The sequence below is a fragment of the Halopseudomonas laoshanensis genome (genome assembly GCF_008365385.1).
GTDB lineage: Bacteria > Pseudomonadota > Gammaproteobacteria > Pseudomonadales > Pseudomonadaceae > Halopseudomonas > Halopseudomonas laoshanensis.
In genome coordinates, this window is record NZ_QOVF01000001.1 from 760,168 (window position 1) to 775,889 (window position 15,722).

General features: G+C 57.4%; 13 protein-coding genes. 2 read left to right on the forward strand and 11 right to left on the reverse strand.

Annotated elements, in window-relative coordinates; translation table 11 throughout:
- Positions 1-10: 10 nt before the first annotated feature.
- The 11 genes from tssG to DT594_RS03590 form a co-directional block, all read right to left on the reverse strand.
- Positions 11-1,030, reverse strand: coding sequence for a type VI secretion system baseplate subunit TssG (gene tssG / locus DT594_RS03540; RefSeq protein ID WP_149331393.1), 1,020 nt, complete (start codon positions 1,028-1,030; stop codon positions 11-13).
- Positions 994-2,781, reverse strand: coding sequence for a type VI secretion system baseplate subunit TssF (tssF, locus tag DT594_RS03545; RefSeq protein WP_149331394.1), 1,788 nt, complete (start codon positions 2,779-2,781; stop codon positions 994-996). The genes tssG and tssF overlap by 37 nt, the downstream gene beginning before the upstream one ends.
- Positions 2,782-2,863: 82 nt before the next feature.
- Positions 2,864-3,268: a type VI secretion system baseplate subunit TssE gene (gene tssE / locus DT594_RS03550; protein WP_149331395.1), complete on the reverse strand. Its 405-nt coding sequence runs from the start codon at positions 3,266-3,268 to the stop codon at positions 2,864-2,866.
- A gap of 3 nt (positions 3,269-3,271) precedes the next feature.
- On the reverse strand, positions 3,272-4,747 hold the full coding sequence (gene tssC / locus DT594_RS03555; RefSeq protein ID WP_096347260.1) for a type VI secretion system contractile sheath large subunit: 1,476 nt from the start codon (positions 4,745-4,747) through the stop codon (positions 3,272-3,274).
- Between the two features lie 36 nt (positions 4,748-4,783).
- Positions 4,784-5,293, reverse strand: coding sequence for a type VI secretion system contractile sheath small subunit (gene tssB, locus DT594_RS03560; protein ID WP_096347261.1), 510 nt, complete (start codon positions 5,291-5,293; stop codon positions 4,784-4,786).
- 17 nt (positions 5,294-5,310) lie between these two features.
- Positions 5,311-6,897: a type VI secretion system protein TssA gene (tssA, locus tag DT594_RS03565; RefSeq protein WP_149331396.1), complete on the reverse strand. Its 1,587-nt coding sequence runs from the start codon at positions 6,895-6,897 to the stop codon at positions 5,311-5,313.
- 684 nt (positions 6,898-7,581) lie between these two features.
- On the reverse strand, positions 7,582-8,478 hold the full coding sequence (locus tag DT594_RS03570; protein WP_178091396.1) for a PA2778 family cysteine peptidase: 897 nt from the start codon (positions 8,476-8,478) through the stop codon (positions 7,582-7,584).
- Between the two features lie 49 nt (positions 8,479-8,527).
- Positions 8,528-8,902: a PA2779 family protein gene (locus DT594_RS03575; RefSeq protein WP_246164570.1), complete on the reverse strand. Its 375-nt coding sequence runs from the start codon at positions 8,900-8,902 to the stop codon at positions 8,528-8,530.
- Between the two features lie 223 nt (positions 8,903-9,125).
- Positions 9,126-10,409, reverse strand: a complete 1,284-nt coding sequence (locus tag DT594_RS03580) for an NAD(P)/FAD-dependent oxidoreductase (protein ID WP_149331398.1) — start codon at positions 10,407-10,409, stop codon at positions 9,126-9,128.
- A 96-nt stretch (positions 10,410-10,505) separates the two neighbouring features.
- Positions 10,506-12,050 carry a DHA2 family efflux MFS transporter permease subunit gene (locus DT594_RS03585; RefSeq protein WP_246164543.1) on the reverse strand — a complete coding sequence of 515 codons (1,545 nt, stop codon included), beginning with the start codon at positions 12,048-12,050 and terminating at the stop codon, positions 10,506-10,508.
- Complete coding sequence (locus tag DT594_RS03590) at positions 12,043-13,074, reverse strand: HlyD family secretion protein (protein WP_149331400.1); 1,032 nt, start codon at positions 13,072-13,074, stop codon at positions 12,043-12,045. Before DT594_RS03590 ends, DT594_RS03585 begins: the two co-directional genes overlap by 8 nt.
- 102 nt (positions 13,075-13,176) lie before the next feature.
- Here DT594_RS03590 and DT594_RS03595 point away from each other — a divergent pair, with 102 nt between their 5' ends.
- Positions 13,177-14,142 carry a LysR family transcriptional regulator gene (locus DT594_RS03595; protein WP_149331401.1) on the forward strand — a complete coding sequence of 322 codons (966 nt, stop codon included), beginning with the start codon at positions 13,177-13,179 and terminating at the stop codon, positions 14,140-14,142.
- A gap of 27 nt (positions 14,143-14,169) precedes the next feature.
- Complete coding sequence (gene gltX, locus DT594_RS03600; RefSeq protein WP_149331402.1) at positions 14,170-15,639, forward strand: glutamate--tRNA ligase; 1,470 nt, start codon at positions 14,170-14,172, stop codon at positions 15,637-15,639.
- The last annotated feature ends 83 nt before the right edge of the window (positions 15,640-15,722 follow it).

A 15,722-nucleotide genomic window follows, 5' to 3' on the forward strand; every position in this document is an offset into this window, starting at 1 on the left:
TATCAATCCTTTAATAAGCTTTGCTGCTGAGCGTTACCGCGGGGTCCGCACAGGCGCCCAAGGCATCGGAGCCTAGCCAACTGGTCCAGCCCAACAGGCAGGGGCTGTCGGCTTGCAGGCGCGGTTCGCGAACGGCGTTTTTGCACAACTGCAGGCGGATGTCGTAATCCAGCGGATCACGTAGTGCGAAACGCACCAGCGCGCAGAGCCCGCGAAATTCGGTGCCGGTCGGTAGAAATTCATGAAAGCGCTCCCAATCCAGCTGTTGGATATGGATGCGAAATTTGCCGCTGCGGTCGCGCACCTGGTCACCCAGGACCAGACTCTCGCCGAGCGCACTGTTGGCCAGACCAAGACGGTTGTGCTGTTCGGGCTGAACCTCGACCTGGCGCTCCATGCATTGTTCGATATGCAGCGCCTGATGTCGGAAGTAGTAGCGCAGCACGGATTCGATAACTGCAGCGGATTGCACGCGCAGGCTGAGCAATCCGAGATAGGGCAGTAGACGCTTCCAGTTCAGCTCTGAATTAGAGCGGATCGACTCGCCACCGAGCCCGATAAGCGAGAACAGTTGGGAAGAGAAGGGGTCCAGAGCGCCGCTGGAGAAGCGTGAGTAATAACGATACTTTTGCCAGATCGGCAGCAGCAATCGTTGCAGGCGATTATTGAACAGGTCGAGAAATTCGCGGGTCGGATTGCCCTCGGCGGTATCGCCTAATGCCTGTTCAGCGTAAAACGCCGGCAGGGGCGATCCAGCGCCAAATAGACTGATCAGATTGAGTCGCAGCCGTGCACGGGTTTCGCCGTTCTCACGGAAAAACTCCACCCGTTCTATATCGCTGCCGGGGAAGCCCATACTCGGATTTGCCTGGAACTCGATCAGGTTGTAGAGCGCGTCTTCGTTGTGCTCGGGATACTCGTTGCGCAGCCGCTCCATTACCTGCAGCACACCCTGAAACAGGCTGTACTCGCGGATATTGCGACTCAGCAGGTTCAGAGCAGGGGCTGTTGCCCCATGCGTGGTGTCCATTGGTAAATCTCTCCTTTGCTGCTGCGCACGATCAGCTCGTGATAGGAATTGAGGCTGGCGTACAGCGCGAAAAATTCGTTCAGAATGGAGGCGAACACGAACAGATCGCCTTCACCCAGATAGCCGTCAGTGTCCATCTCCAGTTGGGTGCGCACGCCGCGTATGGGTAGGCCGCGATAGAGCCTGTCGACGCTGCTGTGGCTGATGTTCTTCAGACCGTTGAGCAGGCGCTGGCTGACCTTGGCGGCGTGCTGGTCGTAATGGCGTGGCAGGTCGTAGGTTTCAAGAATCACCTTGAGCGCCTCGACGTTGGCCAACGACAGGTAGTTCAGTGACATATTGCTGATCAGCTTCCAGAGAAAATCCTGCTGCAGCGGCGGTGCATAGCTCGCTGTTACCGCGCTGATGTTGCGAAATCGCAGAAATTCCGGGGTGCCCTCGCTGGAGCGGCAGATTGCGCCGAGTGGCAGCTGTAATGGCAGGTTCTGGTTGGTGCAGGTCAGCTCCACCGACAGCGTCTCGTGCTGCTCGAAGCTGCGCATGCCGAAACTCAGGTAGGTGTCCATGCCGTCATCGAGCAACGAGGGGTTCTGCCGTAGGCTGTAATAGGGGCGCGCCTCGGGAAAGTCGAAGCTGGCGTCATGCTCGAATGACTCGAAGGGTACGTATTCCTCGTAGCCCATGCCGCCGGGCTTCCAGCCGGTCACCCGGTCGACGGAGAACACGCCGCAATGTGCACTTTCATATTCGGCCGGGCGCAGCATGTATCTGTCCTGGCGACCGTCGAGACGAATGGGCGTGGCATCATGGGCGAACAAGTTGACTATGGGTGTGCAATACAGACGAATATTGTCCAGCGTCGGCTTGATCCGCTGCGAGCCCGAGCGATTGAGTTCTATACGCAATTCAAAGCCGCCGGTGCGCTTAAGCAGATCCTCGGAAAAGCCTTGAATGGCTTTCAGCCCGCCGATGTCGACGAACAGGAATTTCTCCTGAAACGCGAAGTACTCCTGTAAGTAGCGGTAGCCGCGAAAGGTATTGACCGGGTAGGGCACCAACGCTTCATCTTCGGCAAAACCGGCCGGCTTGATCAGGCTGCGATCAAGTTTCAGGCCCGGCACAGGGCGGTCAAAGCTGTCTTTCAAGGGTTTGCCGGCGCTGTCCAGCAGCACCAGCTGGATATCCTCGGTGTGCCGCAGCAGGCTGAGATATAACGTCTGGCTGATATAACGTTCACCGGCCAGGTGCAGGCGCAGGTTATCCAGTTGAACATCGGCGAGCTTGCCGCCATTCACACCCAGCCGCAGGCTCAGCAGTGCGCCGTCACCCTTGACCGAATAGTCCACGGCGCGCATCGCCAGGGCGGTCAGCTCGGTATTGGCGGTGGTCCTGAAACGGCAGGCTACGCCCTTGATCGGATTGGATTCCACTGGCGTATCGCGGGGTACGATCACTGCTGCGCCGGGTGCCGACATGGGCTCGAACTGCAACATACTGAAAGCCGGCAGCGGGCGCATATAGTTGGGCCAGAGCAGGTACATCAACGAGTGCGTCAGCTCCGGCAGCTCGTCATCGAGCTTTTGCCGGAGGCGCCCGGTAAGAAAGGCGAAGCCTTCCAGCAGACGCTCGACGTCAGGATCACGGCCGCTCTGGCCCAAAAACGGGGCGAGCGCCGGGCTGCGTTCGGCAAAGCGCTTGCCGAGCTGACGCAATGCGGTCAACTCACCTTGATAGTAATGATTGAATGACATTCAGCCAGTCTCTGGTATTCGCGGTGTTCGAAAATTCTTTGGTGGCAAATCGGTGCCGCGCGACACGCGGCACTGCCTGCTTCTACTGAACCTGCACCTGACCACTGCCGTTAAGCCGTGCGGTAAAGCTGACCGGGCGGCGTTGGCCGTCCAGATCAACCATGCCTTCGAGCGCAAACGCGAGGTTCAGAGGGTCTTGCTCACGGGGCAGGGCAACCACCCTGACCTGAGAAAGACGCGGTTCGTAGGCTTCGATAAAGCTTTCGATGGCGACGCGTGCCTGTTGCAGCGAATCGTGCAGCGACAGGCGCATGTCATTGAGGTCGGGCAGCCCATAATCCGGCAGTGCCTGAACACTGCCGGCGCGAGTGCTGAGCATCTTCGCCAGGTGCGCAGCAATTGAAGCGACTACCGCCTGGTCGACACTCAGGCTACTGCGTTTCGCGGAGTCGCCGGCCAGGCGCTCGAACAGGCTGCCGTAACCCATGGGTTATTCCTTTTCCATCTTGCCGACCAGCGACAGGGTGAAATCCGCGCCCATGTACTTGAAGTGCGGGCGCACACTCAGACCGACCCGATACATGCCTGGCTGACCTTCGATATCGCTGACGGTGATCTGCGCTGCACGCAGCGGGCGACGACCACGCACTTCGGCATTGGGGTTGTCCTGATCGGCCACGTACTGGCGGATCCACTTGTTCAGTTCCAGCTCCAAATCGGTGCGCTCCTTCCAGGAGCCGATCTGTTCACGCTGCAACACCTTCAGGTAATGAGCCAGACGGTTGACGATGAACAGGTAAGGCAGTTGCGTGCCCAGGCGGTAGTTCAACTCGGCTGCCTTGCCTTCTTCACTGTTGCCGAAGAACTTGGCTTTCTGCGTGGAGTTGGCGGAGAAGAACGCCGCGTTGTCGCTGCCCTTGCGCATGGTCAGGGCGATAAAACCCTCGTCGGCCAGTTCATACTCGCGGCGATCGGAGACCAGCACCTCGGTCGGAATCTTGGTCTCAATTTCGCCCATGCTTTCAAAATGATGCAGGGGCAGATCTTCCACCGCGCCACCGCTTTGCGGGCCGATGATGTTCGGGCACCAGCGAAACTTGGCGAAGCTTTCGGTCAGTCGAGTAGCGAAGGTGAACGCCGTGTTACCCCACAAATAGTCTTCGTGGTTGTTCGAAACGTTTTCCTTGTAGACGAAGCTCTTGACCGGGTTGTCTTCCGGGTCATAGGGGTTGCGCAGCAGGAAGCGCGGTAGGGTCAGACCCACGTAGCGTGCGTCTTCCTTCTCGCGGAAGGCCTGCCACTTGGCAAACTGCGGGCCCTCGAAGTGATCTTTAAGATCCTTGATATCCGGCAGGCCGGTAAAGCTCTCCAGACCGAAGAATTTCGGGCCGGCAGCGGCGATAAAGGGCGCGTGTGACATGCTTGCAACGCTGGCCACATGCTGCAGGGTTTTCATGTCCTGAGAGCTGGGGTCGAAGTAGTAGTTGGCAATCAGTGCGCCGACCGGCTGACCACCGAATTGGCCGTACTCTGCAGTGTAAACATGCTTGTAGAGTCCCGATTGCACGATTTCCGGGCTGTCTTCAAAGTCTTCGAGCAGGTCCTGTTTGGACGCGTTGATGACTTCCAGCTTGATGTTTTCGCGGAAATTGGTCCGATCGACCAGTACCTGCAAACCGCGCCAGGACGATTCCAGCGCCTGAAAGCTTGGCTCGTGAAGGATTTCGTCCATCTGCCGGCTCAGTTTGGCGTCGATCTCGGCAAGCATGCGATCGACCATGGCCTTTTTCACCGGCTCCTTGTCATTCTGCGGTTTCAGCAACTCCTCGATAAACGCGGACACGCCGCGTTTGGCGATGCCATACGCCTCGTCGTCCGGGGTCAGACGGGTTTCAGCGATGATGCTGTCGAGAATGCTGACTTCTCCGGCCTTTTGGCCGCTTTCTGCTGCTGCACGGGTACTCATGAATAAGCGTCCTTGTTTGGGGGATCGGTTAGGTGATCAGGCTTTGGGCTGGTCTTGTGAATCCAGGCCCAGTTCGGCGAGTACCCGCTCACGGGAGTCATCGTCGCTGAGCACGCTTTCGATCGCCTTGCGGAACGCGGGTGCGTTACCTAACGGGCCTTTCAGGGCCACCAGCGCGTCACGCAACTCCATCAGTTTCTGCAGTTCCGGTACCTGAGCGACCAGGCTGGCGGGATTGAAATCTTTCATGGAATCAATCTTCAGATGCACATTCAGGCTGTCATCGGCGTTTTCATCGTTGTGCAGGCGGTTAGGCACCACGAAGTCGAGCGTCAGCTCCTGTTTGGCCAGTACCTCATCGAAGTTGCCCTTGTCGATCGCGATGGGCTTGCGCTGTTCGATGCTGCGGTCATCTGGACGCTGGGTAAAATCCCCTAGCACCATCAGTTTCAGCGGCAGTTCGACTTCTTCCTGGGCGCCACCATTGGTGGGGGTGAAAGTGACATTGACGCGTTCTTTGGGCGCTACTGAGCCGTCTTTGGCCATGATCTTCTCCGTTACAGTTATGGCCCTGAGGCCTGGTCGAGTGCCGCTTCAAGGTCGAGGTGGCACAGCCTTTGGTAGATCTCGTTCTTGCGTTCACGCAGGGCAGGGCTGCTGGGCAACTTGTCGCAGCATTCGAGCAGTAGTTGCAGTACGCTCAGGGCGAGATCGGGTTCCCAGCGCTCAAGATCAGAGCCTTGGAGAACCTGGTAGAGGGATTCGAGTTGGTGGCGCGCCAGGTCGTACTGCCGGGCCTGAAAACACAGGCGCGCTTGAGCCAGTTGCCAGTTAAACCGCTCGCGCTCGCCTGCAGTGTTGGGCATCGCCTGCTTGATCAACTGAATGCCGGCCTTCAGCGAGCCTTTGCGCAGTTGCTGGGTTGCCGCTGCGAGGGCTTCTTCCCAGGGCGGCTGTGCGCCTTCAGTGCCACTGTTTGCCTGGCCTTCGGCGCGCGGGTCATTACTGCCGGTATGCGACACGATATGCGCGCTGATCCAGCGGCGGGTTTCGTCATCAGCAAAGGGCGTTTGATCGTGGAAACATAGCTGCTCCAGACCTGGTAGCCGTTTCAGCAACATCGCCAGTTGGATTTCCACTTCATACATGGCCGCCTGTGCATCCAGGGCTTGCAGGCACTGCCAGGCTATAAACTGACCATCGAGCCAAAACGGTGAGCGAGCCAGACTGGCTTCCAGGTCGACCAGCAGTCCGCTGAACTGGGCCTGCGCCAGACGCTCGCGGTAACTTGTCAATCGATCGGCCGGCAGTCCTCTGAGTGTCGTGCAGTTCTGCGCATCGTGTTCCGGTAGGGCGTCGATCGGCAGCCATAACAGGGTGCGGGCAAGGCGGAAAGCGCGAGGATCCGTGGTCATTTCCTGTAGCCACCAGTTGCTCAGAAGCCGCGCCTGGTCCTGAATGCTGCGCAGACACTTGTGCGCGTCCCGGCTGTCGTTCACCGCGTTGGGCATGTCGCTATTGGCGTTAGTGATCGGGATGATTTGTGCGCTGTTGGCCGAGGTTGATGCCGGGGCAAGGTTGCCGTTGGCGCTTTGAATTGGCGGCTCGGGGGCCTTGGTCAATGTTTCGAGCCGTCGGCATGTGGGCATCAACAGAGGCGCCTGGTCGGCAAAGTGGCTGGCCAGGCATTGGTCAAGTTCGCGTAGTTGCTTACCCAGCCGTTCCAGTGTCTCCGGCTGTGCTGCGCCGGGTTGCAGCTCGGAGATTGCTTGGTCGATGCGCGGTATCAGCCAGCTGAATGCAGCCAGGCGGGTTCGCGGCTTGTGCGGGTGCAGGGCAGGCCAATGTTGGCTGCACAAGTAGTTGAGCGCACCGAGTCCCGCTTCCAGCCCGGTGACAGAATCCACCTGGTAAAGGCTCCAGCTGAGCCAGACCGCGGCGCGCAGATCCTTGGATTGGGATTGCAGCAGGGCCTCGCAGCCGTCACGTACCAGCATCCAGTCCGGGCTTTGCTTGTCATGCAGGGAATTGGCTTTGTTCAGCTCGTTTTCCAAGCACTCAAACTCAGTCGAATAGCGCACATCATCGCCGTAAAAATCAGCGTCACTGATGGGCTTCTCAGCCAACTGTCTGTAATGGTTTGCGAGCATAACTGAATCATCAATCCCTGATCTGAGACTCGTTAATCGGGTAACTTGAACGCCAAGTAACCAATTACTAGTCAAGTTGATCGTACAACTTCCATTGAACCAATAAGTTTTATTAACAAGCGCGCAAAAAGTTGCGCACTTTATTAACTGCGCAACTTTCTGCGCACTCTTCTATGTGCAACAAGTTGCGCATAGGTGATGAACGGGGTGTATCCTAGTCGCGGCGAAAGTGAGTAGCAAGGCGATAAACTGTGAACTGTTTTGCTTTCTGGGTAATTAAATATTAACAGCGAAAATGGCGCCAAAATACCATCAATCCCCGTCAGTCCAATTTTCATGGCACGAATAGTCATGTTTTTGTACTTGCCTGGAAAATGAAAAGTTGGCTGTATATTATTGAAATCAATTAAAATATTAGAGTGAGCCTAGGTGGGTGAGAGCGAATTTGTCGCAAATCGAGACGGCTGAGTGACTTTGGTCGAAAATGCGAACTGTATCGCATCGTGAGTGTGGAGTTGTTGATTGTTGGGCGTTTATTGCGGTTGGATTTTCTGCTGCAAAAATACGGACTTCTGCTTTTAATCTATTGATATGCAGAATAATAAGAAATCAAGTTGCGAAGGCGTTTTCAAGATAGGGATTTAAAGTGCATGCAGTAGACTACTGCATGCACTGGATTGCTGGCTAATCAGTACATCTGGGAATAGCACAGCGTCCGCTTTCCGGAACTGCGCTGGATGGGCTAACCGTTTCGCTGGCACAGGCTTGAGCGGCTCTGGCGCTCGCCGCGCAGCCCGTAGCTTCAAGTGCCACAGCGAGATTGTTCCAGCCGGGTTTGAAGTCCGGGAAATCAGTAACCAGCGTACGAAAGTGCTCAACGCTGATATCCGGCTGCTTCTGAGCCCAGGCCACGTTACCCAGGCCAAAGCGGGCAGACGGCTGTTCAGGCCAGGTGCTGAGGGCTGTTGCGTAGGCTTGCCTGGCGCTGTCCAGTCGGCCGGTCTGTTCCAGGTCGCTGGCTGCTTGCAGATACACCAGCGGCTGCGCGTCAGCGGGCAACTGGTGGGGCGGCAGCATGACCCTGGCCCAGCGGTCTGCTCTATCCCAGGTGCGCATAAAGACCTTGAAAGGCTCGCGTTGGGCTTCGCTCAGGCCGCTGTGCACAATCATCTCGCGTTTTTCCAGGTCATAACCGACGACTACCGCATAGTGCCATTGCGGAAACCAGTTAAACGCCAGGTTCTGCATGATCAATACCGGGTTGCCGGCATCCACCTGAGCCATGACGGCCTTGAGCTCGCCTTCTACCGGATACACCAGCAGGTCGCGTTCACGTGAAGCCGAGACCAGTTCCACTTGGAGCGTGCCTTTGCGTTCAGGGATATACACACGATCCTTGAGCTGGTCGGGAGTGTCTGGCAGGCCGCGATGATTCAGCACCATGGCCAGTGCTGCGGGGCCGCATTGGTAAGCGTCCTGCGCATGAAAGGGGACCTGATCCAGATAGGTGCTGGCAGGAAGATCAGCCAGGGATTCAGGTGAAGGGACTGCTGTGGGTCGACTTGCGCAGGCTGACAGCAAAGCTGCCAGCCCGAGCAAAACCACAAGGTGGGTTAAGCGACGCACCTGATTAGCGGTTGATGCAGTTTACAAACTTGTAGATGTTGGTAGCACACAGCAAGTCGGTAATGATGAAGATCACCAGGAACAGCACGATCACACCGAGGATACCGGCACCAGCAGGGGCTTCATCCAATTGCGCATTGAAGTAGGCCAGTTCATCAGCAGTCAGGCTGTTGATGCGCTGCTCTACCTGATCAGGGGAGACACCCATTGAAGCCATTTTCTCTTGAACAGCTTCGTCTGACAGCATGCTTTTCAGCGCTTCGCGGTCAACACTAACCTGTTCGTTGGCGATCACTTCCTGGGTACCGATCATGCTGGCCTGAGCATGTACGCTGGTGACGGTCGTCAACAGGAACAGTGCGGTCAGCATGATGGACATATAACGCTTGGTAGATTGCATGAAAGTCATAGGGCCTACTCCTGATTTTTTTATCTTGAGGCTTCCGTCAACGGTTGCCTTATAAGCGCCGGATGTTCCGACGCTTACCCCGTAGCATAGCCCTATATAAGGGCGGCTACCTTTGGATTGACAACGCAGACGCTGCCGTGTTCCATCTTTTGTTACAAAAACGTGATCCAACACACTGATTTACAACACGGAATTACCAGCCAAGTTTATCTCTGAGGCTGTAGTACAAAGCGCCCATCGCGGTGAAAGGCACGCGTAGCATTCGGCCGCCAGGGAAGGGGTAGTGCGGCAGCGTGGCGAAGGCGTCGAAACGTTCTGCCTGGCCGCGAATGGCCTCGGAAAGAATCTTGCCGGCCAGGTGGGTGTAGGTCACGCCATGGCCACTGCAGCCCTGGGAGTAGTAGATGTTGCTGCCGAGCCGACCGACCTGAGGCAGCCGCGACAGGGTCAGCAGAAAGTTGCCGGTCCAGGCGTAGTCGATCTTTACATCCTTGAGTTGCGGAAAGGTTTTGATCAGATTGGGTCGGACCAGAGCTTCCACGTCCGCCGGGTCGCGGGCACCGTAAACCACGCCACCACCAAAGATCATGCGCTTGTCAGCGGATAGCCGGTAGTAATCCAGCAGATAGTTGCAGTCTTCGACACAGTAATCCTGGGGTAGCAGCGACTTGGCCAGTTCTTCGCCAAGTGGTTCGGTGGTAATCACCTGGGTACCGCAGGGCATTGATTTAGCAGACAGTTGTGGCATCAGATCACCGATGTAGGCATTGCCGGCAACCACGACAAAATCAGCGGTCACCTGGCCTTGCTCGGTATGCACTACTGCTTTGGCGCCTTGATCCACGCGGGTGACGCGAGACTGTTCATGAATGACCCCACCCAGCGATTCCACTGCGTCTGCTTCACCCAGTACCAGATTGAGCGGGTGGATATGACCGCCGCTCATGTCCAGCGAGCCACCCACGTACAGATCGGTATTCACTACCTCGCGTATCGCTTTGGCGTCGAGCAATTGCATCTGCGTGTGGCCGTAGCGTTCCCAGAGTTTCTTCTGCCCCTCCAGGTGGCTCATCTGTTTATCGGTGACCGCCGCAAACACGCCGCCATCCTTGAGGTCACACTGAATCTGGTATTTGGCCACGCGCTCACGGATGATGCGCGCGCCTTCGAACGCCATTTCGCCGAGCATTCGCGCTTGCTCGGCGCCCAAAGTCCGCTCGATGACATCGATATCGCGACTGTAACTGTTGACGATCTGCCCGCCGTTCCGCCCAGAAGCACCGAAGCCGACCTTTGCCGCCTCCAGCACGGTGACACGAAAGCCATGCTCGAGCAGAAACAGTGCGGTGGAAATACCGGTATAGCCTGCGCCGATCACGCATACGTCGGTTTCATGCGCGCCTTGCAACGCCGGGCGATCCACCTTGTTGTTGGCGGAGGCGGCGTAATAGGAAGAGGTATGCGATGTATAGGCCATAAGGTACCTGCCATGTTTGATATTTTTTACAAGATCGGCTGATGCTACCTACGGCAGGGCTTTAATTCCAGAGGGTGATCAAAAAAAATGACAGCATCAAGGGGCTGCTGGCGGGTTCTTGGGAAGTGGACGAACCAGCAGAATAAATATCATGGAGCAAGCCAGCAGAATGCCGATCAGGTGGAAGGCATCGTTGTAGGCCATGATCTGTGCCTGCTGATGGACCTGGTTGTTGAGCATCATCAATGCGGCCTGGGGGTCGCCCAGTTGCTCGGTCAGAATGCCCAAGCGTTCCTCGACCGCCGGATTGCCTGGCACTATGTGTTCACGCAGGAAATCGAAGTAGTGCTTGGCGCGGCTGTCGAGGATGGTCGCCAGCGCGGCAATACCCACGGCACCACCCAGGTTGCGCAGGATATTGTACAAACTGGAGGCGGAGCCAGCTTGCGAGGGCGGAATCATCGCGGTGGCCAGGATCGACATGGGTACCAGCACCATAGGCTGACCCAGGGCGCGGAAGATCTGTATGCCGATAAACTGATCGCCGGCGAAATCCAGGCTTAAACTGCCGCTGAAAAAGCTGGCGAAGGCAAATAGAAAGAAGCCGGTAGCGCAGATAAAGCGCGCATCCACGTAGCGCATCAGAATCGGCACCAACGGAATGATCAACAACTGCGGCACGCCCATCCACATGATGACCTGACCAATCTGCAGCGCATTGTATTGCTGGATTTGCGCCAGGTAGACCGGCAGCACGAACACGGTGCCGTAAAGCCCCACACCCAAACCGATATTGGCCAGGCTGCCGAACAGAAAATTACGATCCTTGAACAGGCGCAGGTTGATCAGCGGGTTGTCCCGTGAGAGCTGCAATATGACGAAGCTGACCAGACTGACAAAGGCAATGACCGCCAGCACCACCATCCAACGCGATTCGAGCCAGTCCTCGCGATGACCTTCCTCAAGAAACACCTGCAGGCAACCCAGACCCAGGGCCATGGTCACAATGCCAGCGTAGTCGCCCTGTTTCAGCAGTTCCCAACGCGGGGCGGATTTCTCCAGGCCGTAGAGCAAGCCGCTGATCATCAGTAAGCCGGGCACTACATTGATGTAGAAAATGTACTCCCAGCCATAATTTTCGGTCAGCCAGCCACCAATAGTCGGCCCGATCGAAGGCGCGAAAACCGCGGTAATGGCGAACATGGCCATGCCTTTCGGGCGGTCGCGGGCCGGCAGCTTGGTGAGGATCAGCATAAATGCGAAGGGTATCAGGGCGCCGCCGGCCAGACCCTGGAATACCCGGAAAATGATCATGCTCTCCAGACTCCAAGCTATGGAGCAGAGTAAGGAGGCGATCACGAATAACGATGACATCGTCACGGCGAAGCGTCGCGGCGACATCACCACGGCTAGCCAGGCGGCCAGCGGAATAATGATGATCTCGGCGACCAGGTAGGCGGTGGATATCCACGAGCCTTCCTCCACCGTCGCGGACAGGGCGCCCTGGATATCCTTGAGCGACGAGTTGATGATCTGGATATCCAGAATCGCCATGAACGCGCCGAGAATGGCGCTGAGCAAAGCTATCCAGTCACGCCGGCTGGGCGGCGGGATAATCTGTTCCGCGACGCCTTCAGCCACGCAGATCGACCTTGACGTTAACCGACATGCCCGGCCGCAGCTTGGGGCTGAGGGGGTGCTCGTCATCAATCAGTATCTTCACCGGGATGCGCTGAACCACCTTGGTGAAGTTGCCCGTAGCGTTGTCTGGCGGTAACAGGCTGAACTGGGCGCCGGAGGCAGGGAACAGGCTGTCGATAACGCCCGGCACCTCTTCGCCCGGAAAGGCATCAAATTCCAGTGTGGCTTTCTGACCTTCACGCAGGCCTTGCAGCTGGGTTTCCTTGAAGTTGGCCTGGACCCAGAGCTGTTGTTGCGGCACCAGCGCCAGCAGGTGTGCGCCGGGCTGCACGTTCAGGCCGATGCGCACAGAGCGCTGGCCCACCCGGCCGGCAACCGGCGCAACGATATTGGTGCGTTCGAGGTCCAGTTCGGCGCGCACGATGTCCGCCTGGGCGGCCTTCACCAGGGCGCTCAAACGATCGATATCCGCGCGCAGCGCATCTTTATTCAGGGTCTGGGTTTTGCTGTCAGCGTCAGCGCGGCGCACCTGCGCCTTGGCGACATCGAGCTGAGCGCGGAAGTTACTCACCTGTTCTTCCGAGGCATAACCGGACTTTCGCAGCGGTGCGATGCGTTTTATGTCCAGGCTAATGCGCCGTTGCTCTGCCTGGCGGGCTTCCACATCGGCCTGCGCAGCGGCAATCAGGCTGTCTTGTTGCAACAGGCGGGATTCAGCTTCGGCTTTTTCCGCCATCCGCATGGCCAGACTGGCCCGGGCATGGCTCAAGGCAATTTCGAAATCGCGCGGATCCAGGCGCACGAGGGGATCGCCGGCAGCTACAACCTGGTTGTCGCTGACCAGTACCTCCGTGACCTGCGCGCTCAACTGGCTGCTGACACGGGCGATTTCAGCATGCACATAGGCGTTATCGGTTTGTTGGTAAAATCGCCCGATAAACCACCAATGGGCAAAGAAACCCGCGGCCACCAGGGCGACGAGAAGAAAGAAGATGAAGAGACGGGCGCGGACTCGGGACGACATGATTGATCCTGTTTTTGTTCTTGCCCGCACTCTAGCACTGTTCCGCTCAGGTAAAGAGGGGTTAGAATCTGGACACTTTGTTGCATCACAGGAACAGTTGAAATGGGTTTGGATGACGCGCTTATTTTCACTCGGGTAGTCGAATGTCATAGCTTTACCAGTGCCGCACTGACGTTGAGTATGCAGAAGTCCACAGTGAGCCGCCGGATTGCGCAGTTGGAGGAGCGGCTAGGGGTACGCTTGCTTAACCGCACCACACGCAAGTTGCGGCTGACCGAGGTTGGCCAGGCCTATTACGAACGCTGCCGACAGATCATGCAGGAATTTGCCGAGGCCGAGCAGGCGATCATGCAATTGCAGCGTGAACCCACCGGCCTGTTGCGAGTCAGCTCGCCCATCGAGTTCGGTCAGTTATTCCTCGGCGGTGTGGTCGGGGAATTCATGCGTTGCTACCCGGCGATTCAGGTGGAAGTGGAGCTGACCACGCGGATGATTGATCCGGTGGAGGAGGGCATCGATGTGGTGATTCACCGCGGCCGCCCACAGGATTCCAGCCTGGTTGCGCGGCCGATGATGTCGAGCCCGCGTCAGCTGTTTGCCAGCCCGGATTATATCGCCCAGTACGGCATGCCGCAGAAGCCCGAGGAGTTATCCAAGCATCGGTGTATCTATACCCTGATGGATGGCGGTCGCAAATGGCACTTTCTGGATCCGCATGTCAGCGTGCAGGTCAGCCCGGTATTGACCGTCAACAACATCACCTTTGCCCGTGAGGCGGCCATCGCCGGTGCCGGCATCATCAACGTACCAGCGTTTATTGCCGAGCCCTATGTCGAGCAGGGCCAGCTGGTACGCGTGCTCGAGCATGTCAGGCTGCCGTCCAGCGAACTCTATGCGCTGTATCCATCCCGGCGTTTCCAGGCGATGAAGGTCAAGGCGTTTATCGACTTCATGATTGAAAGCCTGGAGCGATTCGTTGGCCTGGGTGTGGAGACGGATGTGGAGGCGCTGCTATCATCCATCCCTGCGCAACCAGAACTGCATGATCCAGATCTGCACGATAAGTAACCGCCGCTTCCCATCACGAGAGATTCCATGACTGTCCGTACGCGTATTGCTCCTTCTCCTACCGGTGACCCCCATGTGGGCACCGCTTACGTTGCCTTGTTCAACCAGTGCTTTGCCCGTCAGCACGGCGGGCAGTTCATCCTGCGCATTGAAGATACCGACCAGGTACGCTCCACCGCCGAGTCCGAGCAGCAGATTCTCGACTCGCTGCGCTGGTTGGGGCTGGAATGGGACGAGGGTCCGGATGTCGGCGGCCCGCATGGCCCCTATCGTCAGAGCGAGCGCAGTGCGATCTATTATGAACATAGCGAACAGCTGATCAGCAAGGGCCATGCCTTCCGCTGTTTCTGTAGCAGCGAGCGCCTGGATATTCTGCGGGCCGAGCAGACGGCGAACAAGCAGACGCCGGGTTACGACGGCCACTGCTTGTCGTTGAGCGAGCAGGAGATTACCGAGCGCGTGGCTGCTGGCGAATCCCATGTCGTGCGTATGAAAGTGCCTGAGACAGGTATCTGCCAGGTGCAAGATATGCTCCGCGGCGAGATCGACATACCCTGGGAGCAGGTGGACATGCAGGTGTTGATGAAGGCCGATGGCTTGCCGACCTACCACCTGGCGAATGTCGTCGACGACCATCTGATGGGCATCACCCACGTATTGCGTGGCGAAGAATGGATCAATTCGGCGCCCAAGCACATGCTGCTGTATCAGTATTTTGGCTGGGACATGCCGCAGCTGTGCCATATGCCGCTGCTGCGCAACCCGGACAAGAGCAAGTTGTCCAAGCGCAAGAACCCGACCAGTATTACTTTCTATGAGCGTATGGGCTACCTGCCGCAGGGCGTTATCAACTATCTGGGGCGTATGGGCTGGTCGATGCCGGATGAGCGTGAGAAATTCTCTCTGGACGAGATGGTCGCGCATTTTGATATTCAGCGTGTGTCGCTCGGCGGTCCGATTTTCGACGTGGAAAAGCTTGCCTGGTTGAATGGTCAGTGGATACGCGAGCTCTCGGTTGATCAATTCGCTGCGGCCGTACAGACCTGGGCACTGAATGCCGAGTATCTCAAACCGATGATTCCGCTGGTGCAGAGCCGGGTGGAAACCTTCAGCGAGCTGGTTCCGCTGGCTGGGTTCTTTATGACCGGTCAGGTCAATCCGGATGTCAGCCTGTTTGAACACAAGAAGCTGTCGCCGGATCAGGTGCGTCAGGCTCTCCAGTTGCTGCTGTGGAAGCTCGAGGCGACCCGCCAGTGGGACAAGGACAGCATCACCGCGAGCATCCAGCAGATTGCCGAATTACTCGAACTGAAGCTGCGTGATCTGATGCCGCTGCTGTTTGCCGCCATTACCGGGCAGGCCAGCTCGGTATCGGTGTTGGACGCAATGGCGCATCTGGGGCCGGATCTGACCCGCTTCCGTCTGCGTCAGGCGCTTGAGCTGCTGGGCGGCAGCTCGAAGAAGGAGGTCAAGGCGTGGGAAAAGTTGTTAGTCTAGGGGCTCGGCAGCAAGCTTAAGTACCTGTTCTAGATAAAATTCTGTTGACAGTTCAGGGCTCGAATCATAATATGCGCCCCGTC

Coding starts and splice junctions, on each gene's coding strand:
- DT594_RS03595 (WP_149331401.1), top strand. CDS start 13,177: ATGGGTTTGGATGACGCGCTTATTTTCACTCGGGTAGTCGAATGTCAT.
- DT594_RS03575 (WP_246164570.1), bottom strand. CDS start 8,902: ATGTCCATCATGCTGACCGCACTGTTCCTGTTGACGACCGTCACCAGC.
- tssG (WP_149331393.1), bottom strand. CDS start 1,030: ATGGACACCACGCATGGGGCAACAGCCCCTGCTCTGAACCTGCTGAGT.
- tssC (WP_096347260.1), bottom strand. CDS start 4,747: ATGAGTACCCGTGCAGCAGCAGAAAGCGGCCAAAAGGCCGGAGAAGTC.
- gltX (WP_149331402.1), top strand. CDS start 14,170: ATGACTGTCCGTACGCGTATTGCTCCTTCTCCTACCGGTGACCCCCAT.
- DT594_RS03590 (WP_149331400.1), bottom strand. CDS start 13,074: ATGTCGTCCCGAGTCCGCGCCCGTCTCTTCATCTTCTTTCTTCTCGTC.
- DT594_RS03580 (WP_149331398.1), bottom strand. CDS start 10,409: ATGGCCTATACATCGCATACCTCTTCCTATTACGCCGCCTCCGCCAAC.
- tssB (WP_096347261.1), bottom strand. CDS start 5,293: ATGGCCAAAGACGGCTCAGTAGCGCCCAAAGAACGCGTCAATGTCACT.
- tssE (WP_149331395.1), bottom strand. CDS start 3,268: ATGGGTTACGGCAGCCTGTTCGAGCGCCTGGCCGGCGACTCCGCGAAA.
- tssF (WP_149331394.1), bottom strand. CDS start 2,781: ATGTCATTCAATCATTACTATCAAGGTGAGTTGACCGCATTGCGTCAG.
- tssA (WP_149331396.1), bottom strand. CDS start 6,897: ATGCTCGCAAACCATTACAGACAGTTGGCTGAGAAGCCCATCAGTGAC.